Genomic DNA, 24504 nt, shown 5'->3' with positions numbered 1-24504 from the left:
GCAAGTTTCTTATTAATCTCAAATCTTTAAGACCTAAGAAGATCAAAGATTTTCAATAAGGATTGATGACAATATATTATTTAATGAATATGGCGCCTTCGTGATGGTTACAGCTATTAAATTCAAACAAATTTTATAACCATTCAGAAACTTTCGAAGCATGTGTAAGAGATATCGATTTAAAATTTCTTTAAAATTTTCTCGAAAGTATTGATATTTCTGCTTGTAAACTGATCTTTCATGCTTTTTTTACCTAAAATTTTTCCAAAAGCAGAATCTAATGTATTTCCTTTGGAAATCTGCCAGTAAAAAATATGATTCACAATTTCTGCGTCTTCATTTTCAGATTTCACAGAATTTTCAAATTCTGTCATTAAAATATTTTCCACGCCATCATTTCCTGCAAAGGCATACACATGAAGATCATCATTCTTTTCAAAAGGATTTCCGCTCCAAAACTGTTCTGTTTCTTGCTGAGATTTTATAAACAGATACGCTTCGTAAGAGAAATGTTCAGACATTGCTTTCTCAAGAATCAGCTTTAATTCATCACTTTTTTTATCGGATGAAAAAACAATATTTCCCGATGCCAAAACTGAAACTACGTCGCTCATTCCTGCATTTTTGAAAACCTGACAGACTTCTGCCATTTTCATATTGGTTCCTTTTACGTTGACGCCGCGGAGAAATGCACAGTATTTCATTTAAGTTTGAGAGTTTTTAGGGTTATTGTGTTTTAATGGTTATTCATTAAACGGAAAAAGTATTGGCGAAGTGCGGGCTTAATCTGAACGAAAGTTTAAGTTTAGTCCAATCTTAGCCAATGTTTTTTCAATGAAACTAAGTTAATCAAAATGTGGAATTGGAAAATATTAGCGGAAATAAAAGTAAAGTAGTTCAATTAACACTAAAACCCCGCATTTTGGCAATACGATGTTATCTGCAGTTTTTCTATTTAATAAATGGAAATTTGTGAAGATTTTTTATTTCCAGATTTTTATCTTCAATCATTTTCATATCCTTTGTAAATAATAAATATGTCTCACCTTTTTCAGTAATCATATTTTTATTTGTTATTTGATAACTATATTCAACTTCATACATACATAAATTTAAACTATCTTTTTTGACTAATATTTGTTCATAATGTTTTATTTGTTTTTTAATAAAGTCAATAGAATCCCTCAGAACATTAAATTTTGCTTCTTTTTCTTTTACAGACTTATATTCTAACTTTACGTAGTCTTCATACATTTGCGAATCAAAATCATCAGTTCCATATTTTAATTCGTACAAATCTTTCGGCGATTTTGATTGTGATAATAAATGGTTTTTATATCTATATAATTGACATATATATAGATATAATTCATCTTTATCAGACAAGGTGTCAATTTTTAATATTCTCAAAGAGTCTAAGGATTTATAATCTGCATTATTTTTTAACTCTTCGCTAAGATAAATTTTTGCAGTTTTTAGAAATTCTTTTCTTTGTAATTCGTCTTTACATCCAAATAAAATTGGTAAAATAAATACTAAAATTAGCTTGCAAATATTTTTCATGGATACAGTCTTTAAAAAATTGCTGATAACTTTCAGCTTCCAGCATTTCCAGCCAAATTAATCAATTCTTTCGTATAAATTATAATCCGTTCCGGAAGGTTTTAAAATATAAATCTTTTCTAAAATCTTATTATCACTTTTCAGATGGTCCTTTACACGGAATTCTTTAATCAGTTTATAATGAAGTTTTAAATATTCTGCATTTTTAGATGTAAACAGGTCGTCGTAAGAAAGAAGATATTTAGGTTTTCTGTTTTTCACGGTATTGATCCAGAAATTCGGCTTGTCTTTTCTGATTTCTTCCTGTACTTTTTTATCCACCAAACCTACTTCATCGATGGTTTTTAACCCTGAAAAATATGGTACATAACCTGCAGGTTCAAGGAAAATCCATTGGTTTTTGTCTTTCTCATATTGGTTTAAAAATGTTCCGATTGTTCTTCTGTAATTCCATTCCCCGTTTCCGGTAGCAATTGAATGTACCGTCTGAAAAGCTAACATGGGAATGATATAGACGATAACCAATAATGATAACCAGAGATTTCTTTTTACTTTCTGCTCCAACACAAAAATCAGGACCGGCACGAAGAGTAAGATCTGCGGAACCCAGTAATACCAGTCGAAAAGACTTTTCTGAGAAAGGAAAATGAACTGTTTCACCCATCCGAAAATGAAGATCATCCATAAGAAAATGTTTCTTCTGTCTCTCTGTCTTACCAAATAAATAAAGCACAGCAATTCAAAGACGAGCAATAGAACAGTGAGCGGATTAAAATCTCCGGGAAGTTTCAGCATTCCCCAGAAGTTTCCGAAATTCAGTCTGAAACATTCAATATCCTGTTGCAGGGTAAAATGGTTGTCATACGCCAGTTTTTTGGCGATAATCGTATTGTTAACCCATTCACCAAAGTATAACCAGTTGAAAGCCAAAACAACTGAAATCCCTAAAATCCCTCCTAAAATATAAGTCCACCAAATCTTTTTATTCCACAAAAGATCGATAAAAAAAACAATTCCCAAAAAGATAACCGTATCAATTCTTGTAAACAAAATGAGGATTGGCAATACAATGAGAGCCCACTTTTTACCTTTATGAAAGCCATAATACAGCAGAGCCATTTCTAAAAAGAAAAGAATTCCGTACTCCATTCCGAGGATGGAAATTTTAATTGATGGCGGTAAGATTCCTATTAAAAAGATAAAAACAGCTTTGTGCCAGACATTTTTCAGAACCAGATTCGAAAGAAATAAAGTTCCTATCGTGAAAAGTATGGAATTAAATATAAGAAGAGGTTCTATGAAATTGTCTTTACCTAAAATTAAATTAAAGAGATAAGATACAAAAACATAAAGATGCGTTGTGGATGCAGATATTTTCGTATCTCCGTTAAATCCGATTACTCTGTAATCCAGAAGATTTTGTGCGACTCTCCAGGTGATGAATGCATCTTCCTGAATGTAGTGGGTAAGTAAAAATAAAAGTTTAAAAACGACTGTAAAAATTACAGCATACACCGGGATTTTGTTATTTTTCGTCTCTACCATTGTGCTTCTTTGATCCCACAAATATAATCTTAAAATTTCTGAATCCCAATATATAAAAAAAACGGAACCAAAGTTCCGTTTTAAGTTTTGTTATTATTGCGTTGCTTTAATAATCGAATTGGTGATCTGCGCCTCTTTTTCTTTGGAGTAAGTAGAATCAAAAGGTTCCATTACATCGAAGAGATACTGGTAAAAAGGAGTGATCTTCTGTACCTGTTCAGATTCCTTCATCGCTTTCTCTTTGCCCATTTCTTTAAGGTTTTCCACAAAAGTGTTGAATTTCTTATCAATCGGCTCGATGGATTTTATCAGATAATCATATGCTTTATCTTTTTTTCCAATCTTCGAATAAGCATCCGTAACGGCAGAGATTACTAAAGAATATTCCATTGGTTTTGTTCTGATCTGTCTTTTCAGATAACTCTGGTCAGATTTACTCAGACTCATGTAATAATCGTATTCTTCAAAAATTCCTTTTTTCAGAACTTCAGCAAGCTGTAATCCTTTTTTCTCCTGTCCTGCAACAATATATCCGTAAACCATTGAGCTTAGAGAACGAGGATCGTTGTATTTTTCAGCAGGGATTTCTTTAGAAGCTAAATCCAATAGTTCCAGTGCTTTTCCTTTTTCTCCCATCGTTGCTAAAGCTGCTGCTGCTCTGCTTGCAGAAGCTCTGTAGCTCATAATGTTAGACGTTGCAGTTTCGTCAAAGTGGGCATTCAAATTCTTAAAGTTACCCCATCTGAAATTTTTAACCACATTGTAAAGAGAATTAGCATCTACTCTTCCCATATCTCCGCCTTGTGATGGTGGAGTATGAATTGGAACCAATCTGTAACTGAAACCGTCAAACTGAAGATATTCATCTAAGAAGAAAATATTTTCGCTGTCATAAATTCCTCCCGAAGAGAAGTTGATTGGTCTTTTCCAGTCGAAATTCGCTAAAACATCAAGTAAGATTAAATTGTTTTTATACAGCGTATTTCCTTTATAACTAATCATGATCTGATTTACTGTTTCCGGAAGATCTGCCGCTTTAATGATTCCTGATTTTACTGCATTTTCTTTATTGACAGGTAAAATAAATTTATTGACAGGTAAGATATTATATTTCTCGAATTTTTCTTCTCCGAAATACATTTTAAGAAGTTCGTTTTTCGCTGGAGAAGTATATTTCAGGAAGCTGATCGCTTCTTTCATCGTCATAGAATCCTGAGTAAGATATTTTCTGAATTCCGCAAATTCTGTTGGCGGAGCTCCCTGTTCTTTTAACATTGAGAAAAGTCCCTGCCAGTCTTCCTTCTTCATCATATAGATCTGGTCGTTTACACCGTCTCTGTAATCGTCATGCGTTAAAACTCCCGGAACAGGAGCCGCATTGTACGTTCTTCTCTTAATCTGATCGATATTCCAAGGTGTGGAAGCTAAGGTAAAGTTAACTACTTTTACATCATCTCTGAAGTTTTCAGTCTCCTGAATTGCCCAAACCGGATACGTATCGTTATCTCCGTAAACGAAAACAATATCGTTTTTAGGCAGAGATTTCAATACAGAATATCCGTAATCGTAAGAAGTATATCTGTCGTGTCTGTTGTGTACATTATAGTTCTGGAAGCCCATCATGAAAGGAACTCCAAGAAGAACCACTCCTGCAACAATATTTGCTGCATTCGATTTTATTTTAGACTGCAAGAACCAAAGAATTGCTCCGGCTCCCAATCCGATCCAGATGGCAAAAACGTAGAACGAACCTACCATTGCATAATCTCTCTCTCTCGGTTCGAAAGGTTTTACTCCGGTATAGAAAACGATTCCCACACTCATCAATACAAAGATTGAAAGCATTGCATAGAATCTTCCGAAATCTCTGTTAAGCTGGAAAAAGAATCCGATTAATCCTAAAATTAAAGGTAAAAAGAAAAATTTTACAGTACTTTCATTTTTGAATTTTGCAGGCATCTTATCCTGATTTCCCCATAAAGCATTATCAATAAAAGAAATTCCTGAGATCCAGTTTCCTCTTGTGCTTTCCATATTACCTTCAAGATCATTCTGGCGACCTACGTAATTCCACATCAGATATCTTACAAAGTAATATCCGTTCTGGAATGTGATGAAATAATCCATATTCTGAGCCAGAGAAGGCTTCTGAACGTTGATTAAGTTGTATGGTTTTACTTTTAAATAATCTGCAGCGGTAATAGATCCGTCTTCATATTTCTTTCTTAATTCATCGAAAATCTGCTTCGCTTCAGGGCTGTCTGCAACATCTTCATTACTGTAATTAAAGGTGAAATCCGGCGCACCGTACATTGAAATGTAGTTTGCCATTACATCTTTGTCCTCATTGAACATTCTTGGCATAAAACCTACATGAGCCTTGTTGAAAACATAATTGAATCGGTCTCCCGTTTTTCTGTACGTTCCTGTTTTCTCATCTTTTTCGTAAATTTCTCCGGTTTTCTGAGTTTTGAAACTTCCGTCTTCATTTTTCTCAATTCCGTTTGCATCCAGAAAAGCCGTATAATTCTGACCGTAAATTGTAGGCCAGTCTCCGTATTGTTCTCTGTTATAATAATCCAGCATTCCGATGGCGTTGTCCGGATCATTAAGGTTCATTGGCGGATTGGCATTTGCCCGGATAGGAATAACCATCCAGCATGAAAAACCGATCATCATGAAAACAATGGATAAGGCAACCGTCTGATAAAGGTTTTTCTTCATCTTTCTTGCGTAAGAAATCAGGAAATAGCAGATCGCAACCATTAAAATAAAAGCAGCAATGGTTCCTGAGTGGAAAGGAAGACCTAAACCGTTCACAAAGAAAATTTCAAGTTTCCCGAACATCGTCATGATTAATGGGAAAATCCCTTTGAAAACAATGGCTAAGATTACCAGTGTAATTACATTTGCCCAGATAAAATTCTTCCAGGTGAAAGTATAATTTCTTGCATAATAGATAAGACAAATTGCCGGAATCGCCAGCATACACATCATGTGAACCCCTACTGAAAGTCCGAGAATGAAGAAAATTAAAATAATCCATCTCTCGCTGTCTTTCGCCTGATATTCATTCTCCCATTTGGTAATTAACCAGACCAAAAGTGCAATAAACATAGAAGCCATCGAGTAAACTTCCCCTTCTACCGCAGAGAACCAGAAGGTATCTGAAAAGGTGAAGCATAACGCTCCTACAACTCCTGCAAAAAGAATAGAAATCTCCTGATGTTTTGTAATGTCATCAAAATCCTTGTTTAAAAGCCTTCTTACGAGATGTGTAATGGTCCAGAACAAAAACAAGATCGTAAACGCACTAAACAATGCAGACATCGCGTTGATCACGATAGAATAATTTTCGCCCTTTCCTAAAGCAAAAATGGCTGCCACAGCACCCACAATCTGAAACAAAGCCGCTCCCGGAGCGTGCGTTACTTCAAGTTTTACCGCCGAGGAAATATACTCGCCACAATCCCAAAAACTGAAATTCGGTTCTATGGTGGACAAGTACGTGAAAAATGCAATGACGAAAACGACCCATCCGAGAACGGTGTTCCATTGCTTAAAAGTCCAATTTTTCATAGTAATAAATCAATTACGCGAAAATAAGGCTTTTATATGATTTTAGACGGTTTTTAACAAAATTTAAAGATTTTGGCTCGCTTTTTGAAAAGTTTCATCTTTAGATAGCAACAGAAAACAATTTTTTATCTATTTTAGAGGTTAGAAATCAAACAAAAGTTTAGAAATAAATTTATTTTTTTGTATTTTTGCCGACAGATTTTTATTGAAAAATAACAAATAATGAGTAATGTTTACGATAATATACTTGGCCTAATAGGAAATACTCCTATGGTGAAGCTTAACACTGTGACGAAAGATATTCCTGCAACCGTTTATGCCAAGTTAGAATCATATAATCCTGGACATTCCACAAAAGATCGAATCGCACTTCATATTATAGAAAACGCTGAGAAAAAAGGTTTATTAAAAGAAGATTCCGTAGTGGTGGAAACTACTTCAGGAAATACAGGATTCTCAATTGCAATGGTTTGTATCATCAAGGGATATAAATGTATTCTGGCGGTAAGTGATAAAACCAAGCCTGAAAAAATTGCCTATCTGAAAGCTTTAGGAGCTACCGTTTATATCTGCCCTGCCAATGTTCCCGCAGATGATCCGAGATCCTATTATGAAGTTGCCAAAAGAATCGCTTCAGAAACGCCTAATTCCGTTTATATCAACCAGTATTTCAATGAATTGAATATTGATGCGCATTACCAGACCACAGGTCCTGAAATCTGGGAACAGACTCAGGGAAAAGTAACTCACCTTTTTGCGTGTACAGGAACCGGAGGAACTCTGTCAGGTTCAGCAAAATTCTTAAAAGAGAAAAATCCGGATATTAAAATCATTGGAGTGGATGCAGACGGATCTATCCTGAAAAGCTACCACGAAACCGGAGAAATTCATAAAGAAGATGTTCATCCTTATCAGATTGAAGGTATGGGAAAAAATTTAATCCCTTCTGCCCTTCTTTTCGATAAAGTAGATGAATTTGTAAGAGTAAATGACGAAATGTCGGCTTACAGAACCCGTGAAATCGCTTTGAAAGAAGCAATTATGGGAGGTTATACAACAGGAGCCGTTACACAGGCTTTAATGCAATATGCCCAATCTCACGAATTTTCAGAAAATGATTTAGTTGTATTGATTTACCCGGATCACGGTTCAAGATATATCACTAAAGTATACAGTGATAAGTGGATGGCAGAACAAGGATTTATAAACAACTGCGTGCACAACTACGACGAAGTTTTTAAAACTGAATTCATTAAATAAGGACGAAAAATTTATACAAATCAAGCCTTTTTGTAATCGCAAAAGGCTTTTTTACTTAAAATATTAATAAAAATGTTGGATATTTTTGACAGAATAAAAGAAAATCCAGGACCTCTTGGACAATTTGCAGATTATGGTGAAGGCTATTTTATTTTCCCGAGATTAGAAGGACCAATCGGACCGAGAATGCAGTTTCAGGGAAGAGAAGTTATTTTCTGGAGCGCGAATGATTATTTGGGAATGTGTAATCATCCTGAAGTTCTGGAAGCTGATGCAAAAGCAGCGGCAGAATTCGGAATGTTTTATCCGATGGGCGCAAGAGCAATGTCGGGAGAAACTGAGCAGCATTTGCAATTGGAAAAAGAACTGGCTGATTTTGTTCAGAAAGAATCTGCATATTTATTAAATTTCGGTTATCAGGGAATGGTTTCTACCATTGATGCTTTGGTGGGAAGAAACGATGTAATCGTTTACGATGTTGATTCTCACGCTTGTATCGTAGACGGTGTAAGACTTCACGCAGGAAAAAGATTTACGTACAGACATAACGATATTGCCAGTCTTGAAAAAAACCTTGAAAGAGCAACCAAAGTAGCGGAAGAAACCGGAGGAGGAATTTTAGTGATTACCGAAGGGGTTTTCGGAATGAGAGGACAACAAGGTAAATTAAAAGAAATCTGTGAATTAAAATCAAAATATAAATTCAGACTTTTAGTTGATGACGCTCACGGATTCGGAACTCTTGGAAAAACAGGAGCCGGAGCCGGTGAAGAACAGGGTTGTCAGGATCAGATTGATGTGTACTTCTCTACTTTTGCCAAATCTATGGCGGGTTTTGGAGCATTCATCGCGGGTGATAAAGAAATTATCAGATACCTGAAATTCAATCTAAGATCTCAGATCTTTGCTAAATCTTTAACGATGCCAATGGTAATCGGAGGTTTAAAGAGACTGGAACTGCTGAGAACAAGACCGGAAATCAAAGCAAAACTTTGGGAAAATACTTACAAATTACAGAATGGTCTTAAAGAAAGAGGCTTTAACATTGGAGACACAAACACTTGTGTAACTCCGGTGATGATGCAGGGAACCCCGGTAGAAGCTACCCTTCTGGTAAAAGATTTAAGAGAAATCTACGGAATCTTTACTTCGGTAGTAGTATACCCTGTAATTCCGAAAGGAATGATTTTGTTAAGATTAATTCCTACAGCTTCTCACACCGATGTTGAAATCAATGAAACCCTTGCAGCGTTTGAAGCCATTCACGATAAATTAGTAAGTGGTTATTACAAAGATCAGGAACAAAAACTGTTGGCAGAACAAGGTTTAAGTTTCAAAGAAATTTAATCTGAATATAAAATAAATTAAAAAACCACTGATATCCGATCAGTGGTTTTATTTTAAACGGTCATAAATTTTCAGAATCTGAATATTTAAAATAACTTTGCAAAAATTTTCTTTTGAAAGATCTACTTCTCATTACTCCGCCTTTCACTCAGCTTAACACGCCTTATCCGGCAACAGCTTATATTAAAGGTTTTCTGAATACCAAAAATATTTCCAGCTTTCAGACAGATTTGGGAATTGAGGTCATTTTGAAACTATTCTCGAAAGACGGACTTCAGAAAATTTTTGCCAAAGAAATTGATCTTCAAAATATTTCAGAAAACGCTCAGAGAATTTATGTTTTAAAAGAAGAGTATCTCAAAACGATCGATCAGGTTATTGCTTTTCTGCAGGGTAAAACCCCAACGTTGGCAAGACAAATCTGTTCGATGAACTTTCTTCCGGAAGCCTCCCGATTCAATCAGCTTGATGATATGGAATTTGCTTTCGGAAATATGGGGCTTCAGGATAAAGCCAAACATTTGGCAACTTTGTATTTAGAAGATCTTTCGGATTATATTGTTGAAAATATTGATCCCGATTTTGGATTTAGCCGTTATGCGGAAAGATTAGGAAAAAGTGCCAATTCTTTTGATGAACTCTATTCTAAAATTTGCGGTGAACCTACTTTTATAGATGATTTTACTTTAAAAATTCTTCAGGAAAAATTAGAGTTTGTTCAGCCAAAGCTGATTTGTTTTTCTATTCCTTTTCCGGGAAATTTATATTCTGCTTTTCGTTGTGCGAAATACATCAAAGAAAATTATCCGCACATTAAAACTGCAATGGGCGGCGGATTTCCGAATACAGAACTTAGAGAATTAAAAGATCAAAGAGTTTTTGAGTTTTTTGATTTTATTACTTTGGATGACGGAGAACTTCCGATTGAATTACTTTATCAAAATATAATTTCGAAGGTGACTGAGCCTGTCGAAGTCAAAAGAACTTTTTTAATTGAAAACGGAGAAGTTTCCTATAAAAATAATTCCACAAGACACGATTACAAACAAGCCGATATCGGAACTCCCGATTATTCTGATTTACAATTAGATAAATACATCTCTGTAATTGAAATTGCCAATCCTATGCACAGTTTGTGGAGTGACGGAAGATGGAATAAGCTCACAATGGCGCATGGCTGTTATTGGGGAAAATGTACTTTTTGCGATATTTCTTTAGATTATATTAAAATTTACGAACCGATTTCAGCTAAAATTCTGGTTGACAGAATGGAAGAATTGATTCGGACAACTGGAGAAACAGGATTTCATTTTGTGGATGAAGCGGCTCCTCCGGCATTGATGCGTGAAGTTGCATTGGAAATCTTAAGAAGGAATCTGGTCGTAACGTGGTGGACGAATATTCGTTTTGAGAAAAGTTTCACCAAAGATTTGTGTTTTCTTTTAAAACTTTCCGGTTGTGTTGCCGTTTCAGGTGGACTGGAAGTTGCGAGTGACCGACTTTTGAAATTGATCGATAAAGGAATTTCTGTAGAACAGGTTGCCAAAGTAACAAGAAATTTTACAGAAGCCGGAATCATGATTCATGCTTATCTAATGTATGGCTATCCTACTCAAACTATTCAGGAAACAGTGGATTCTCTGGAAATGGTTCGTCAGCTTTTTGAGATGGGAATTTTACAAAGTGGATTCTGGCATCAGTTTGCGATGACTGCTCATTCACCAGTGGGATTAAATCCCGAAGAATTTGGAGTAACTCCCATCAAACAGGAAATTCTGTTTGCGAACAACGACGTTGATTTTACAGACAAAACAGGAATCGATCATGGAAAATTCAGCTTTGGTTTAAAAAAATCTTTATTCAATTATATGCACGGAATTAATTTCGAACTTCCGCTTCAAGAATGGTTTGATTTTAAAATTCCGAGAACAACGATTCATCCGGATTATATTCATGACTGTCTTCTGGAAGAGGATGATTTTGTTTTTAAAGGAAATTCTAAAGTTCTATTTTTAGCTAAAAACGTAATCGCTGAGAATCGCGTAAAAAATAAAAAGAAATATATTTATGCGTACACAAAAATTACAGCGCACTTAAAAACCAATGTCGTAAGTGTAGATTTGGAGCAGGAACACGCAAAATGGCTTATGAAAATGTTTAGTGAATATCCAATAGAAAATTTAAAAAAGCCAACTTTGCAACAATTGAAAACTCAATTCGAAGAAAATTTTGAAGACTTTGAATTATTCTGGTTTTCTAAACCGATGCAGCAGTTGAAAGAAAATGGCGTTATTCTGAGTTTGTAGATTAAAAAATATCAGGCTTAAATTATTTAGAAATTCTAATCAGGAAAAATTAAATAAAAAAGCTTCAAAATATCTGAAGCTTTTTTATGTTTTGGCTGAAGCCAATCGAATTTTATTAAACTAAACGGGCTAAAGCCCGTTCCTATTGATGATTTTTACTTTTGAACACCGTCTTTTGTGACTTCACCCACAATTACTTTTTCCTGAATTTTAATAAAATTCGGATCCATAATTGCCATTCTTTCGGCAATAGCTTTGTAGGTTGGGAATTTTAAAATCGATGCCCTTCCCGACATTTCGCGGTACAGAGTAAAGATTTTCCCTCCGGCAGTTTTAATCTGCTTAGTTGTCGTAATATATTTTCCGATGTATTTGCTGTTCGCATCATAAACTTCAATATCAACAAAAGTTTTATCCGTAATGGTATCATCAGAACCAAAACTTGCCGGTAAATTAGTAAAATAACCCACTGGTTTTCCGTTACTTAAAATTTCACCTACATTATTTACCGTAATATTTAATTTATCAATTTTAGTTCGGATGGTATAAGCATCTTTCGTTTTCGTATCCAGTTTTCTTTTAGGGGAATTTTTAAAAAGCTCATCTAGGTTTTTAATATTGATTCCTCTTTCATCAATAATTTTCAGACTTTTAACACAGGTGTAAGCTGCGGATTTTTCTTCACCTGAAAATGCAGATGGCGAAATATAGTCCAAATCGAGCGTTTTATCCTGATTGTAAACTCTTTTAAGCTTAATATAACTGTCCCGTACAGAATCTACTACCGTTTTATCTACAAATTCTATCGTATAAATCGGGGTTTCTTTAAGATCCATAAAAGTATACACTCTTCCTTTGTTAGACAGTTTTGCGACATGAACTCCTTCAAGATCAACAATTCCTCTTTTAATTTTAACGGTTTGCGCATTAAAAAATGCTCCTAAAACAGACAGTAAAATAATTAAAAATCCCTTCATAAAACCAAATTCATACAAAAATAAAAAAAGTGTAACAATTCGTTACACTTTCTTGAAAATATATTTAGCTTTTCATTTAATTATTCACAAAGGATAATTCCTTTATTATGATTAAATTCTACAACACCGCTTTTGATAGGATAAGAGAAAAAAGAATCTTTGTCCGTTCCTTTTGTAAAGTATTTTGAATAGGCTTCATCTATCGACTTGGCATATAATTTTACTTTACCACCGATTAAAGAAGAAACAATTCCTGCGTGGTTATGCATGATGTGGAATTCACCATTTTTCCCAGGCAATAATACTGAGTCTACTTCTCCTTCAAAAACTACGTATTCTGGTGTTAAAATTTTTATATTCATTTTTATGAAATTATAGATTATAGATTTTAAATTATAAATTATTGAAATTCAATCTAAAATCTAAAATTTAACATTTAAAATTTCTTAAGCGTTATCAGCTAACATTTTTTGTCCTGCTTCGATCGCTTCTTCGATAGTTCCTTTCAGGTTGAAAGCAGCTTCCGGTAAGTGATCCAATTCACCATCGATGATCATGTTGAATCCTTTAATGGTATCTTTGATGTCTACCAAAGATCCTGGAATACCTGTAAACTGTTCTGCTACGTGGAAAGGCTGAGAAAGGAATCTCTGAACTTTTCTTGCACGGTAAACAACTGATTTATCTTCTTCTGAAAGTTCTTCCATACCAAGAATCGCGATGATATCCTGAAGTGCTTTATATCTCTGAAGAATTTCTTTTACTCTCTGTGCACAGTTATAATGTTCTTCACCGATAATTTCAGGAGCAAGGATTCTTGAAGTAGAAGCCAATGGATCTACCGCAGGATAAATACCCAATGAAGCAATTTTTCTATCTAGTACCGTTGTAGCATCCAAGTGAGCAAACGTAGTTGCAGGAGCCGGGTCAGTTAAGTCATCCGCAGGTACGTAAACCGCCTGTACTGAAGTAATTGAACCATTTTTAGTAGAAGTAATTCTTTCCTGCATCGCCCCCATTTCAGAAGCTAGTGTCGGTTGGTAACCTACTGCAGATGGCATACGACCTAAAAGTGCAGATACCTCAGAACCAGCCTGTGTAAAACGGAAGATATTGTCTACGAAGAAAAGTACGTCTCTACCCTGTCCGCTTTCTCCACCGTCTCTGTAGTACTCAGCTAATGTAAGACCGGAAAGTGCTACTCTCGCTCTTGCACCAGGTGGCTCGTTCATCTGTCCGAAAACGAATGCTGCTTTAGAATCTTTCATTGCTTCTAAATCTACTTTAGAAAGATCCCAACCTCCGTTTTCCATAGAGTGCATGAAATCATCACCATACTTGATGATTCCTGATTCCAACATCTCTCTCAAAAGGTCATTTCCTTCTCTCGTTCTTTCACCTACTCCGGCAAAAACAGAAAGACCTCCGTGTCCTTTTGCAATATTATTAATCAACTCCTGAATCAATACGGTTTTACCTACACCCGCACCACCGAACAAACCAATTTTACCTCCTTTTGCGTAAGGCTCGATAAGGTCGATTACTTTGATACCTGTAAATAAAACTTCTGCAGAAGTTGAAAGCTGATCAAATTTCGGAGCTGGTCTGTGAATTGGCAGACCACCTTCGTTAGATATATTTTGAAGTCCGTCGATAGCATCACCAACAACGTTGAATAGTCTTCCGTTTACAGCCTCACCGATAGGCATCATAATAGGATTTCCGTATCCGATTACATCCTGCCCTCTTTTAAGACCGTCAGTAGCATCCATTGCAATACATCTTACTGTATCTTCGCCAATATGCTGTTCTACCTCTAAAACTACTTTTTCACCGTTTTCTTTTGTAATTTCTAACGCATCATAGATCGCTGGAACTGCTTCCACATCACTGAAGACAACGTCGATTACCGGACCAATAATTTGAGAAATTTTACCTTTAATTTGGTTTGCCATTGCTAAATTTTTTCTTGGTGCAAATATAATGATTCTTCATAAACCTGCAATTGGTAAAAAACAGATTTTTATCATATCTTTTTTATTAGTTTAACAATCTATCTGTTTAGCAATATAACAATAATTGGAGATTAAATATTGGTAAACTGTTATATTGATACATTGTTACATTATTTCCTATATTTGCAGTCAAAATTTTTCCGGTTTGAAAGTTTTCAAAAATTTTAAAGATTACACCTCTCAGAAGCCATTAGCACTGTCTTTGGGAATGTTCGACGGGGTTCATCTTGGGCATAAAAGTATTATTGATGAATTAATTAAAGTGGGTTCACAGAACGATCTGGAAACCGCTGTCCTTACTTTCTGGCCGCATCCGAGATTTGTTTTTAACCCCAATGAAGATCTTAAGCTTTTAAATACTTTAGAAGAAAAAAAATTTTTGATGGAAAAATACAACATTGAGAATTTATTTCTAAAGGAATTTGATGAGGAATTCAGAAATTTAACCGGAGAAGAATTTGTACGCCAGATTTTAATTGAAAAACTGAATGTAAAATACCTGATTATCGGTTACGATCATTCATTCGGGAAAAATAAAAGTGGCAATTTTGAACTGCTTCAGAAACTTTCCAAGGAGTTAAATTTTGAAGTTGAACAGATGGAAGCCATTAATATTCACGAGAATAACATCAGCTCTACGAAAATCCGCAATGCACTTTCAGCAGGAAATATTAAAGAAGCTAATGAAATGTTGGGATACTCCTACTCTGTTTCCGGCACTGTTGTTCACGGGAAGAAGATCGGAAGAACAATCGGTTATCCTACCGCCAATATCGAATCGGAATCCATTAAACTTTTGCCTAAAAAAGGAGCTTATATTGTTGAAGTTTTTGTGAAAAACCAAAAGTATAAAGGAATGTTGAGCGTTGGAACCAACCCAACCGTAAATGGGGAAAAACTGACTGTGGAAGTTTATATTCTTGATTTTGAAGGTGATATTTATGATGAAGAAATTACCGTAAAATTCAGAGATTTTCTTCACGATGAAATTAAATTCGAAGGGCTTGAAAAATTAATTGAAAGACTTGATGATGATAAAAGATTAACGGTAGAGTTTAATTTTTAACTGTTTAAAATTTCTTCTTTCACTTTTTTCGTCAAAGATTTAAAGACCAATTCATACGACTGATCGATCATTTTCAGAATTAAATCTTTTCTTAAACCGTTGATAACCACAGAGTTCCAATGGGTTTTGTTCATATGATAAGCGCCCGTAATCTGAGGATGCTGCTCACGAAGTTCTGCGCTCCATTCCGGATCGGTTTTTACATTGATTCCGAGAGGCTGTCTTTCAAGCCCCATCAATAAAAATACTTTCGTTCCTACTTTTAGTACAAGTGTTTCATTATCAAAAGGAAAACTTTCGGTTACTCCTTTTTTCGATAAACAATAGTCCAGAATTTCGTTAGCGTCCATTAAATTGGTTTAAAAATTGAGAGTTCAATATTATTAAAATTTTGTAAATTTAGTAGGGAAATTCTTTAATTATTAATTAAAATCAAATTCTTTATGAAAGCTTTAGTTATCGGCGCAACAGGTGCTACAGGAAAAGACCTTGTGAATCAGTTACTTCAGGATAAAGATTTTGAAGAAGTAAATATTTTTGTGAGAAAACCTCTTGAAATTGAAAATGATAAACTTAAGGTGCATATCGTTAATTTTGAAAAACCTGAAGAATGGAAAGATGAAGTGAAAGGTGACGTAGCTTTTTCATGTCTCGGAACAACTTTAAAAGTAGCCGGAAGCAAGGAAGCACAAAGAAAAGTAGATTTTGATTATCAGTACGAATTTGCAAAAGCTGCCAAAGAAAATAATGTAGACGATTATATTCTGGTTTCTGCTTACGGAGCGAATCCCCAATCTAAAATTTTCTATTCTAAAATGAAGGGCGAACTGGAAGATGCTGTAAAACGGCTCCATTTCAATAAAATAACCATTTTCAAACCGGGAATGCTGGAAAGAAAAGATTCTGACAGAACGGGAGAAGTTTTGGGAAGCCGTATTATTAAATTTGCCAATAAACTAGGACTGCTAGAAAGTCAGAAACCTTTACCGACAGATGTTCTGGCAAAAGCAATGATTAATTCTTCCAAGATTAAAAGCAATGGCTATTCAAGTATAAAACTGGGGAATATTTTCTGTTTTGCGGAAAAGAGTAATGATTAACTTTTGATTTCAACTCTATTTAACTATAATTTTAACCAAATAGAGTCGAATACATTTTGTAAATCAGTTATACAAATTAACCAAACTCTGAATTTAACTTTTTTCTGATTTCCGGAACTATAACTTTATCTTTTACCTTATCATAAGTTTTTTGAGCTTTTTTGATAAGTTTTTCATCATTTTTACTTTTACCTACTTTTATCAGTGCAAGTGCATATAAAGAAAGATATCCATCATCTTTTTTATATGTTGAGTAAACGTCTTCAAGATATGGTAAAGCTACATCATAGTTTTCTTTTAAGGTATACAACATTCCGTACATATAAATAACATCATCCTTAACTTTTCCTGAAGTATTATATAAATTTTCGGCTTGCTTCAGATTTTTTAACCCATTATCATAATCTCCCATAACAATAGAAGTATTGCCAATTCCATAATATCCTTCAGGATTATCGGGGAAATATTTTATCATTTCCTCATACTTTTGTCTAGCCTTGTCAACCTTTCCGAATTTCATAAATTCTATGGCTAAATTCTGTTTGAAAATCGGAGCCTTATTTTGAGCGAGGCTATCTGCAACATAATATAAAGCAAGTGCTTCTTTGTGCATTTCCTGCAGTCTGAAAAAATATCCAGCCATAAAATAAGCATCACAGTATTTAGGATCTTTTTCTATTATTTTCAGAAGTAATGCCGTGACTCCTCCATAATACTGAGGGTATTTTAATCCTAAAAAAGCGGTCTCAAAGTTTTTTTTAGAATCTGCATGTTCCGGAGTGCAGTAATTCATTTTACCGGAAAAATAAAAATCCTGTGAAAATGTTTTAACTGAAAAAATCAAAATAAAAATGGTTAGTAGTTTTTTCATAAATTTTAAAAATAAAAAAAGTGGATCAAAATCCACTTTACAAAAATATATTTTTTTGATATTATTTCAAATACTTTGTAATCGCTTCGTCCGTTGGTTTTGTTGTACTTACAAAAGAATCGATCAGTTTTCCGTTTTCATCTACCAAAAATTTGGTAAAATTCCAAAGGATGGTTGTATTTTTTACTCCGTTCAGGTTTTTTTCCGTTAAATATTGGAAGATTGGAGCTGTGTCGCTTCCTTTTACTGAAACTTTGGCAGCCATCGGGAATGTTACTCCGTAATTTTTCTGGCAGAAAGCTCCGATTTCTTTATTGCTTCCCGGTTCCTGACCTCCGAAATTGTTGGCAGGAAATCCTACCACGACCAATTTGTCTTTATATTCTTCAGCAACTTTTTCAAGATCAGCATATTGAGGAGTGAACCCACATTCTGAAGCAGTATTTACAATTAAGATTTTCTTTCCTTTAAAATCTGCAAAATTAATCTGCTTTCCTTCTTCCAAGGCATCGACCTTGAAGTCGTATATTGATTTTCCCATAAGTTCTTTTGTTTTGGCTTTAGATTCTTCACTTTTTTTCTGAGCGCAGCTGTTGAAAAATGCAACAACTGACAAGAACATTAAAAATAACTTTTTCATAACTCAATTTTATTATCTGATTTAAAATTTAAATGTATTGGCAGGAAATACCTTATTAACATCAATCCTGTTGATGAGCATTACATAATCTCCGTCTTTTTTTGCACTGGAAGATTCTATTCTGAAAGGCATGGATAAATTTCCGACTTTTTTATAATCTGAATACGATAAAGTTTCATCTTTTTTTACTTCTTTCAGCAACATATAGTTTTTTGTGTCGAAATAATAGATGTTTTTGTTAACATTTTTCGTTAATTCCACTTTATGACAGTAGATATTTCCTATAACTTCTTTGCCTAAATATTTTGCTTCAAATCCTTTATTTTCCCAGTCTATAAAATCATTATCAAAACTTTCCGCAACATATCCTGAATATTCCTGAACTTTATTAGTTGCATAATTCATGGCATATCCTTTTGATCCGTCGTAGCCTTCAATTGCGGTCTCTTTTCCGCCAATGGTGATAACGGTTTTGGTAAGATTGGGACGCTGCTGATAAATTTTAATCGGATATTCATCCTTAATTCCCAGGATAACTCTTCCCTGCAGCAATACTGAATTCAATAGTTTCCAATTGGTTAATCCTCCGGACAATTCTATATTTTTATCAATAATTTCTTTGGCGGTCTGCGCAAAAAAGGATGGTGAAATCATCAGGACGAATACTAAAAGTAACTTCTTCATTAATTTTATTTTATCAATTCAAATATAAGGCTTTTTTAATTTGAAAATTTAAAAATGAGACAATTTGAAAATGTGAATTACATCACGTTTTTAAATTAATTTTCTCGCTTTTTCAAGGTCTTCCGGCGTATCTATTCCTACGCCAACAAAATTGGTTTCTATCATCCTGATTTTCATTCCGTATTCCAGATAACGGATGCATTCAATCTTTTCTGAAATTTCCAGCGGTTTCATTTCGAGCTTTGAAAACTGAATTAAAGCATTCTTTCTAAACGCATAAACTCCAATGTGCTTAAAATAGTCTACATCATATGAAATTTCACGGTGAAATGGAATCACAGAACGGCTGAAATACAATGCGAAACCATTGTTGTCGGTAATTACTTTCACGTTATTCGGATTCTCAATCTCTTCTTTTTCAGTGAGTTTTATTTTCAATGAAGCCAAAGAAATCTCCTGATTTTCATCCTGATGAAAAACTTCAATTAATTGTTGCAAAGGTTCTAATTTCAGGAAAGGTTCATCTCCCTGAACATTGATCACGATATCACAGTCGATATTCTGCACCGCTTCTGCAATACGGTCGCTTCCGGTTTCATGTTGACCGGTCATTACGGCTTTTCCACCATTTTTGGTAATTTCATTAAAAATAATTTCAGAATCTGTTGCCACAAAAACTTCATCAAATAAACCTGTTTCTACAACATTCTGATAAGTGGTTGTGATAACGGTTTTTTCACCCAATAATTGCATCAGTTTCGCCGGAAAACGGCTTGCTTCGTATCGTGCGGGAATAACTGCAATAATTTTCATACTACCAATATAACAATTTAAAAATCTAACAGTGTAACAATTATTAAACTGTTACACTGTTAGATTGGTATATTTTTTCAATATTTTATTTTAAAGCGTTCAAAGCATTTTCCAGTTTTGGCATCATCACTTCAATTTCGTCGATTGCCAAACCTCCTACAGAAGCTCTGAACCAAGGTTCTGATTTTTCTTCCCCGAAAGCAGAGAACGGAACCAAAGCAACACCTGCTTCATTGATTAAATAGAATACGAGATCAGAAGAGTTTTCAATCACCGTTCCGTCCGGTTTTGCTTTTCCGATATAATCTAATTTAATCGTAAGATAAAGTGCTCCCATTGGCTCGATGCTGTCAACAGAAAGTCCTTTTCCTTTCAAATCCTGAATTCCGCCGTGAAGAACTTTCAAGCTGGCTTTCAGTTTACCTTTAAAATCTTCAACAAATTCATTTACGTCCTCAGGATTTTCGTAATATTTTGCTGTTGCTTCCTGTTCTGGTTTTGGTGCCCAAGCTCCAACGTGCGTTAAAAGAGCTTTCATTTTGTCCATGATATGAACCGGACCGAATCCCCATCCTACACGAACTCCTGTTGCGGCAAGACATTTTGAAATACCGTCGATATACACCGTAAACTCTTTCATTTCAGGGAAAAGAGAAACCGGATCTACGTGTTCAGCCCCAAAAGTAAGGTTAGAATAAATCTGGTCGTACATTAAATATAAAGGCTTTTCGTCTTCCCCTCTTTTTTTATTTTCCGCTAAAACCAGTTCGCAGATTTCAGAAAGCTGATCTTTTGTAAACATGGTTCCGGTAGGATTTAACGGAGAACAAAGTGCCAGTAAAACGGCTCCTTCTAAGTGAGGTCTCAGATCATCCGCAGTCGGAAGAAAATTGTTTTCCGGAGTGGTTTTTACTTCCACCGCATTGGCTGAAGTAAGATAAGCGTAATGATTATTGTTCCATGACGGAATCGGATACACTACTTTATCACCTTCGTCCACGATTGTTTTGTACACCGCATAAATTAAAGGTCTTGAACCAGCAGTGATTAAAATATCGTTAGGTGAGTAGTCTAAATTCCATCTGGTTTTTAAATCTTTGGAAACTTCTTTTCTTAAAGATAAAAGTCCGTTTGCAGGCGGATAATTTGTCAGGTTATTCTGATAAGCTTTCTGAATTTCTTCCTTCAATTTTGCCGGAATCGGATAAATATTAGAATTTAAATCACCAATCGTAAGATTGGCAATCTCCGCTCCTTTTGCCTTTAAATCGTTTACTTCATTACCAATTTTTACAATTTCAGAACCAATCAGGTTCGCCGCTAATTTTGAAACTTTCACTTTATTTTATTTAAATTTATTTAATATATTCTTCTAATATTTATTTTTCTTACAACTTCTTCTTCAGGAACTTTTGCATCCAGAAGGCTGATTAATTCTTTTGCCTTTTTAGCTACAGCAGAATTCGGATATTTCTTTATGATCCTATTGAATTCTTTCCTGTTTTCGTCATATATCGTTCCATCCAAAAACTCGTAAGTTGGTGTATTCTCCATACCGAATAAATAATCATACAAATAATTATTGTATATTTCTTTTACTCTGGAAATCAATGAACTTTTAGGATATTTTTTTATAAAATCTTCCCAAAAAACAGTCCTTTCTCCTAACTCTTTCCATGAAATTACCAATCCTGCATCCGCCGAATAAAGACCTTCGCTTTCTTTCGCTAACTGCCCGATATACGTATTATAATCCGGGGTTACTTTGTCTTTAAATACAGAAAAATAATGATACGGAACCGAATGTATTTCGGTATATCCTTCTCCTACTTCTGTAAATTCAAGATCAGCTTTCTTCAGTTCGGCAATTAGTTTCTTTATATTTTCAGGAAACTTGTAACTGTTGCTTTCGGAATCATAATAATTCACATATTCTTCAAGGATCTTATTCAGACTTTCGCTTAAACAAGCTGTATATTTTTCACGAATCCTGATATAATCTTCGTATAATTTATTATTCTGTTCAGGTGAATTCTGAGTAATTTCTTTTTCTGCTTTCTGCTGATACCACTGAAACGCTGCAATATAATCTTCCGTCTTATTTCTGGAAGAACAGGCAGTATCAATAGGCTTAAACAAATCCTTTTTTGTTTCTGCTTTTGAAACGGTGTCTTTTTCTATCTTTCCTGCAGAAGTTTTTGGTGCTTCTTTTTTACATGAAAAAATAAAAACCAACAGAATAAAAGCCGCTAAACTTCTTTTTATCATGAAGATCGAATGAAATTAATCTAATCTCAAATCCTTTCTTACTTCTTCTATTTTAGCCTCTAAAGACTTCAATTTATCTCTGAAATCTGCTTCAGAAGTAACGGAATCTTTTACAGAAATATAAAATTTAATCTTCGGTTCTGTTCCGGAAGGTCTTACGCAGACTTTGGTTCCGTCCTGAGTGTAATAAATCAATACATTCGATTTTGGAATATCGTTCATTACTTGCTTCTCACTTTTTGAAACGATAAAATTAGTCTGTTCTTTAAAGTCTTTTACTTCTTCAACCAATGAACCAGCCAATTCCTTTGGAGGATTTTCACGGAAATTTTTCATCATATTCTGAATTTCTTCCGCTCCGTCTCTTCCTTTTCTTACCAGATTTACCAGTCCTTCATAATACATTCCCAATTCCTGATAAATTTCGATCATGTATTGGTACATCGTTCTTCCGTTGGCTTTACACCATGCAGCAATTTCGCAGGCTAAAACAATACTTCCGCAAGAATCTTTATCACGAACGAAGTCACCCGTCATGAAACCGAAACTTTCTTCACCCCCGCAAACGAATTTTTCTTTTCCTTCGAAATCACGGATCATTTTTCCGATCCATTTGAATCCGGTTAATCCAACTTTACAGTCTACACCAAATCTCTGTGCAATATCGAAGAAAATATCTGAAGTTACGATCGTAGAACCAATGAATTCTTTTCCGGTAATTCTGTCCTGCTTTCTCCATTCGTTTAAAATATAATACGTAAGGATCGTATTGGTCTGATTTCCATTTAACAATTCAATTTCACCGTCAAGATTTCTTACTGCAATTCCCAGTCTGTCGCCATCCGGATCTGTTCCGATCACAATATCTGCATTGGTAATTTTTGCAAGATCCATTGCCATTTCCAAAGCGGCCGGTTCTTCAGGATTCGGAGAATCTACCGTCGGGAAATTTCCACTTGGGATCATTTGTTCTCTTACCAGATCAATTTTTTTGAAACCTGCTTTTTCCAAAGCTTTCGGAACGGTTGTGTAAGTTGTTCCGTGAATGGATGTGAAAACGATGTTTAAATTTTCTTTTCCAACATTCTGATAGGTAGAGTTTTCGATGCATGCATCAATATACACATCATCCTGCTCTTCCCCGATCCATTCGATTAAATCATCATTTCCGTTGAATTTAATTTCTTCGAATTTTACAGAATAAACTTCATTGATGATTGCTTCATCGTGTGGCGGAACAATCTGCGCCCCATCGTTCCAGTATACTTTGTAACCGTTGTATTCCGGCGGATTATGGGAAGCCGTTAAAACAATTCCTCCGTGACATTTTTTATTTCTTACGGTAAATGACAATTCAGGAGTCGGTCTGTGATCCTTGAAAAGCAATACTTTAATTCCGTTTGCCGTTAAAACATCAGCCACCAGTTTTCCGAATTCTTTCGAGTTATTTCTTACGTCATAAGCAATTGCCACTTTAATTTCTTCTCCCTGAAACTGCTTTAACATATAATTTGCAAGTCCCTGTGTTGCCTGACCTAATGTATATTTATTTAAACGGTTGGTTCCGACACCCATAATTCCCCTCATTCCTCCTGTTCCGAACTCCAGTTCTCTGTAAAAAGAGTCTTCCAGATCAGGCGAATTGCTGTCGATTAATTCCTGAACAGCCTTTCTTGTTTCCTCATCAAATGTTTCGCCCAACCAAAGTTTTGCTTTTTCTAATGTTGTCATATTTGTATTTTCTAATTTTTGTAAAGTTCCGGTTTAATTTCTTTGTTTTATCGTTTCAGCATTTGTCATTTCGACGAAGGAGAAATCTGTTTATAAAAGATTCTTCATTTCATGCAAAATGACAAGCACTTATTTATAAATTATTTGTCTCAATTTTTAAATTTGGCAGTCTTTCTTTCAAAGCATTTAATTTCAATTGCAAATCATTTAATTCAAAAATAGAATTTCCAAAAATCTCTTTGCTGATCTCAAAGCTTATTGTTGTAAAATCTTCAGAATTATCCGTTTTAATAATTTCCTTCGATACTGTTTTTCCTTTTTCAAAAATAAAATGACCTTCTTGCCTGCTGAAAATTGTCTTGAGTTCGCATTTTTCAGAGACAGCATTAATTATTGCCATTCCAACCCGACAAAATTCATCACCTACTTCCAAATGCTTCTTTTCATTACTGCATGCGCCAATTTTGGTCATAATACATTCTGCTCTAGTTAAATCGCGAGATTTTTCTAAGGACATTCCTGTATTATATTCAATTTTTAATGATTTTCCTACAGCATTAATTATAATTTCACTGCAATTTTCATCAATAGCATGACACAAAGATCCAAATACAAGAGCATTTAAATTATTTTCTTTAAAACAGTCTTCAAAATACATTCTAGGACGAAGTCTTACATGCTCCATTCTTTCTAAGCTTTGAATACTATTCGCTGTGTATTTTTTTTCTTCCAACTTACT

Annotated in this window: 21 protein-coding genes; 5 read left to right on the top strand and 16 right to left on the bottom strand. The window is 34.6% G+C overall.

The features are described 5' to 3' along the window. Window positions 1-179 precede the first annotated feature (179 nt). The 4 genes from AC52CF_RS09450 to AC52CF_RS09435 form a co-directional block, all read right to left on the bottom strand. Window positions 180-704: a DUF1697 domain-containing protein gene (locus AC52CF_RS09450; protein ID WP_375181839.1), complete on the bottom strand. Its 525-nt coding sequence runs from the start codon at window positions 702-704 to the stop codon at window positions 180-182. A 247-nt stretch (window positions 705-951) separates the two neighbouring features. Further along, a complete protein-coding gene (locus AC52CF_RS09445; protein ID WP_375181840.1) occupies window positions 952-1563 on the bottom strand; it encodes a hypothetical protein in 612 nt (203 codons plus the stop codon). Between the two features lie 57 nt (window positions 1564-1620). Then, the gene (locus AC52CF_RS09440) at window positions 1621-3108 is read right to left on the bottom strand and encodes a DUF8728 domain-containing protein (protein ID WP_496518104.1); all 1488 of its coding nucleotides are present in this window, start codon (window positions 3106-3108) and stop codon (window positions 1621-1623) included. 93 nt (window positions 3109-3201) lie between these two features. Then, window positions 3202-6687 carry a protein O-mannosyl-transferase family gene (locus tag AC52CF_RS09435; RefSeq protein WP_375191006.1) on the bottom strand — a complete coding sequence of 1162 codons (3486 nt, stop codon included), beginning with the start codon at window positions 6685-6687 and terminating at the stop codon, window positions 3202-3204. A gap of 222 nt (window positions 6688-6909) precedes the next feature. On the opposite strand from AC52CF_RS09435, the gene AC52CF_RS09430 reads away from it, so the two are divergent. The 3 genes from AC52CF_RS09430 to AC52CF_RS09420 all read left to right on the top strand — a co-directional run bounded on the left by AC52CF_RS09430 (window position 6910) and on the right by AC52CF_RS09420 (window position 11600). Continuing rightward, window positions 6910-7947, top strand: a complete 1038-nt coding sequence (locus AC52CF_RS09430) for a PLP-dependent cysteine synthase family protein (protein ID WP_214589824.1) — start codon at window positions 6910-6912, stop codon at window positions 7945-7947. A gap of 75 nt (window positions 7948-8022) precedes the next feature. After that, window positions 8023-9294 carry an aminotransferase class I/II-fold pyridoxal phosphate-dependent enzyme gene (locus tag AC52CF_RS09425; RefSeq protein WP_214591091.1) on the top strand — a complete coding sequence of 424 codons (1272 nt, stop codon included), beginning with the start codon at window positions 8023-8025 and terminating at the stop codon, window positions 9292-9294. Window positions 9295-9407: 113 nt separating this feature from the next. Next, on the top strand, window positions 9408-11600 hold the full coding sequence (locus tag AC52CF_RS09420) for a B12-binding domain-containing radical SAM protein (protein ID WP_496518103.1): 2193 nt from the start codon (window positions 9408-9410) through the stop codon (window positions 11598-11600). 155 nt (window positions 11601-11755) lie between these two features. Here AC52CF_RS09420 and AC52CF_RS09415 read toward each other — a convergent pair whose 3' ends face one another. The 3 genes from AC52CF_RS09415 to atpD all read right to left on the bottom strand — a co-directional run bounded on the left by AC52CF_RS09415 (window position 11756) and on the right by atpD (window position 14532). After that, window positions 11756-12577, bottom strand: a complete 822-nt coding sequence (locus AC52CF_RS09415; protein ID WP_214589826.1) for a hypothetical protein — start codon at window positions 12575-12577, stop codon at window positions 11756-11758. A gap of 80 nt (window positions 12578-12657) precedes the next feature. Then, window positions 12658-12939: a FoF1 ATP synthase subunit delta/epsilon gene (locus AC52CF_RS09410; protein ID WP_214589827.1), complete on the bottom strand. Its 282-nt coding sequence runs from the start codon at window positions 12937-12939 to the stop codon at window positions 12658-12660. Between the two features lie 84 nt (window positions 12940-13023). Continuing rightward, window positions 13024-14532, bottom strand: a complete 1509-nt coding sequence (gene atpD / locus AC52CF_RS09405; protein ID WP_116099167.1) for a F0F1 ATP synthase subunit beta — start codon at window positions 14530-14532, stop codon at window positions 13024-13026. Window positions 14533-14737: 205 nt separating this feature from the next. Here atpD and AC52CF_RS09400 point away from each other — a divergent pair, with 205 nt between their 5' ends. Next, window positions 14738-15658, top strand: a complete 921-nt coding sequence (locus AC52CF_RS09400) for a bifunctional riboflavin kinase/FAD synthetase (RefSeq protein ID WP_496518102.1) — start codon at window positions 14738-14740, stop codon at window positions 15656-15658. Here AC52CF_RS09400 and AC52CF_RS09395 read toward each other — a convergent pair. After that, on the bottom strand, window positions 15655-16008 hold the full coding sequence (locus AC52CF_RS09395) for an MmcQ/YjbR family DNA-binding protein (RefSeq protein ID WP_496518101.1): 354 nt from the start codon (window positions 16006-16008) through the stop codon (window positions 15655-15657). The two genes, AC52CF_RS09400 and AC52CF_RS09395, sit on opposite strands and share 4 nt — an antisense overlap. 93 nt (window positions 16009-16101) lie before the next feature. Between AC52CF_RS09395 and AC52CF_RS09390 the strand changes: the two genes are divergently transcribed. Next, window positions 16102-16758 (top strand): NAD(P)H-binding protein, encoded by a 657-nt coding sequence (locus AC52CF_RS09390; RefSeq protein WP_496518100.1) that lies wholly within the window; start codon window positions 16102-16104, stop codon window positions 16756-16758. Window positions 16759-16834: 76 nt separating this feature from the next. On the opposite strand, the gene AC52CF_RS09385 is transcribed toward AC52CF_RS09390, so the two are convergent. The 8 genes from AC52CF_RS09385 to AC52CF_RS09350 form a co-directional block, all read right to left on the bottom strand. Then, window positions 16835-17629: a tetratricopeptide repeat protein gene (locus AC52CF_RS09385; protein WP_336688902.1), complete on the bottom strand. Its 795-nt coding sequence runs from the start codon at window positions 17627-17629 to the stop codon at window positions 16835-16837. A gap of 61 nt (window positions 17630-17690) precedes the next feature. Then, complete coding sequence (locus AC52CF_RS09380) at window positions 17691-18269, bottom strand: glutathione peroxidase (RefSeq protein WP_496518099.1); 579 nt, start codon at window positions 18267-18269, stop codon at window positions 17691-17693. 21 nt (window positions 18270-18290) lie between these two features. Continuing rightward, complete coding sequence (locus tag AC52CF_RS09375; RefSeq protein ID WP_496518098.1) at window positions 18291-18953, bottom strand: histidine kinase; 663 nt, start codon at window positions 18951-18953, stop codon at window positions 18291-18293. A 90-nt stretch (window positions 18954-19043) separates the two neighbouring features. Then, window positions 19044-19766, bottom strand: coding sequence for a 3-deoxy-manno-octulosonate cytidylyltransferase (gene kdsB, locus AC52CF_RS09370; protein ID WP_496518097.1), 723 nt, complete (start codon window positions 19764-19766; stop codon window positions 19044-19046). Between the two features lie 85 nt (window positions 19767-19851). Then, window positions 19852-21105 carry a pyridoxal phosphate-dependent aminotransferase gene (locus AC52CF_RS09365; protein WP_496518096.1) on the bottom strand — a complete coding sequence of 418 codons (1254 nt, stop codon included), beginning with the start codon at window positions 21103-21105 and terminating at the stop codon, window positions 19852-19854. 20 nt (window positions 21106-21125) lie between these two features. Continuing rightward, entirely contained in the window at window positions 21126-22034 is a 909-nt protein-coding gene (locus AC52CF_RS09360; RefSeq protein WP_496518095.1) for a hypothetical protein, read from the bottom strand. 15 nt (window positions 22035-22049) lie between these two features. Further along, entirely contained in the window at window positions 22050-23765 is a 1716-nt protein-coding gene (locus tag AC52CF_RS09355; RefSeq protein ID WP_496518094.1) for a phospho-sugar mutase, read from the bottom strand. A 133-nt stretch (window positions 23766-23898) separates the two neighbouring features. Beyond that, window positions 23899-24498, bottom strand: coding sequence for a hypothetical protein (locus AC52CF_RS09350; protein WP_496518093.1), 600 nt, complete (start codon window positions 24496-24498; stop codon window positions 23899-23901). Between the last annotated feature and the right edge of the window lie 6 nt (window positions 24499-24504).

This window comes from Chryseobacterium sp. 2P (genome assembly GCF_059579425.1).
This window is presented reverse-complemented; position numbering and strand designations above follow the sequence as displayed.

Coding starts and splice junctions, on each gene's coding strand:
- AC52CF_RS09450 (WP_375181839.1), bottom strand. CDS start 704: ATGAAATACTGTGCATTTCTCCGCGGCGTCAACGTAAAAGGAACCAAT.
- AC52CF_RS09445 (WP_375181840.1), bottom strand. CDS start 1,563: ATGAAAAATATTTGCAAGCTAATTTTAGTATTTATTTTACCAATTTTA.
- AC52CF_RS09440 (WP_496518104.1), bottom strand. CDS start 3,108: ATGGTAGAGACGAAAAATAACAAAATCCCGGTGTATGCTGTAATTTTT.
- AC52CF_RS09435 (WP_375191006.1), bottom strand. CDS start 6,687: ATGAAAAATTGGACTTTTAAGCAATGGAACACCGTTCTCGGATGGGTC.
- AC52CF_RS09430 (WP_214589824.1), top strand. CDS start 6,910: ATGAGTAATGTTTACGATAATATACTTGGCCTAATAGGAAATACTCCT.
- AC52CF_RS09415 (WP_214589826.1), bottom strand. CDS start 12,577: ATGAAGGGATTTTTAATTATTTTACTGTCTGTTTTAGGAGCATTTTTT.
- AC52CF_RS09410 (WP_214589827.1), bottom strand. CDS start 12,939: ATGAATATAAAAATTTTAACACCAGAATACGTAGTTTTTGAAGGAGAA.
- atpD (WP_116099167.1), bottom strand. CDS start 14,532: ATGGCAAACCAAATTAAAGGTAAAATTTCTCAAATTATTGGTCCGGTA.
- AC52CF_RS09395 (WP_496518101.1), bottom strand. CDS start 16,008: ATGGACGCTAACGAAATTCTGGACTATTGTTTATCGAAAAAAGGAGTA.
- AC52CF_RS09390 (WP_496518100.1), top strand. CDS start 16,102: ATGAAAGCTTTAGTTATCGGCGCAACAGGTGCTACAGGAAAAGACCTT.
- AC52CF_RS09385 (WP_336688902.1), bottom strand. CDS start 17,629: ATGAAAAAACTACTAACCATTTTTATTTTGATTTTTTCAGTTAAAACA.
- AC52CF_RS09380 (WP_496518099.1), bottom strand. CDS start 18,269: ATGAAAAAGTTATTTTTAATGTTCTTGTCAGTTGTTGCATTTTTCAAC.
- AC52CF_RS09375 (WP_496518098.1), bottom strand. CDS start 18,953: ATGAAGAAGTTACTTTTAGTATTCGTCCTGATGATTTCACCATCCTTT.
- kdsB (WP_496518097.1), bottom strand. CDS start 19,766: ATGAAAATTATTGCAGTTATTCCCGCACGATACGAAGCAAGCCGTTTT.
- AC52CF_RS09360 (WP_496518095.1), bottom strand. CDS start 22,034: ATGATAAAAAGAAGTTTAGCGGCTTTTATTCTGTTGGTTTTTATTTTT.
- AC52CF_RS09355 (WP_496518094.1), bottom strand. CDS start 23,765: ATGACAACATTAGAAAAAGCAAAACTTTGGTTGGGCGAAACATTTGAT.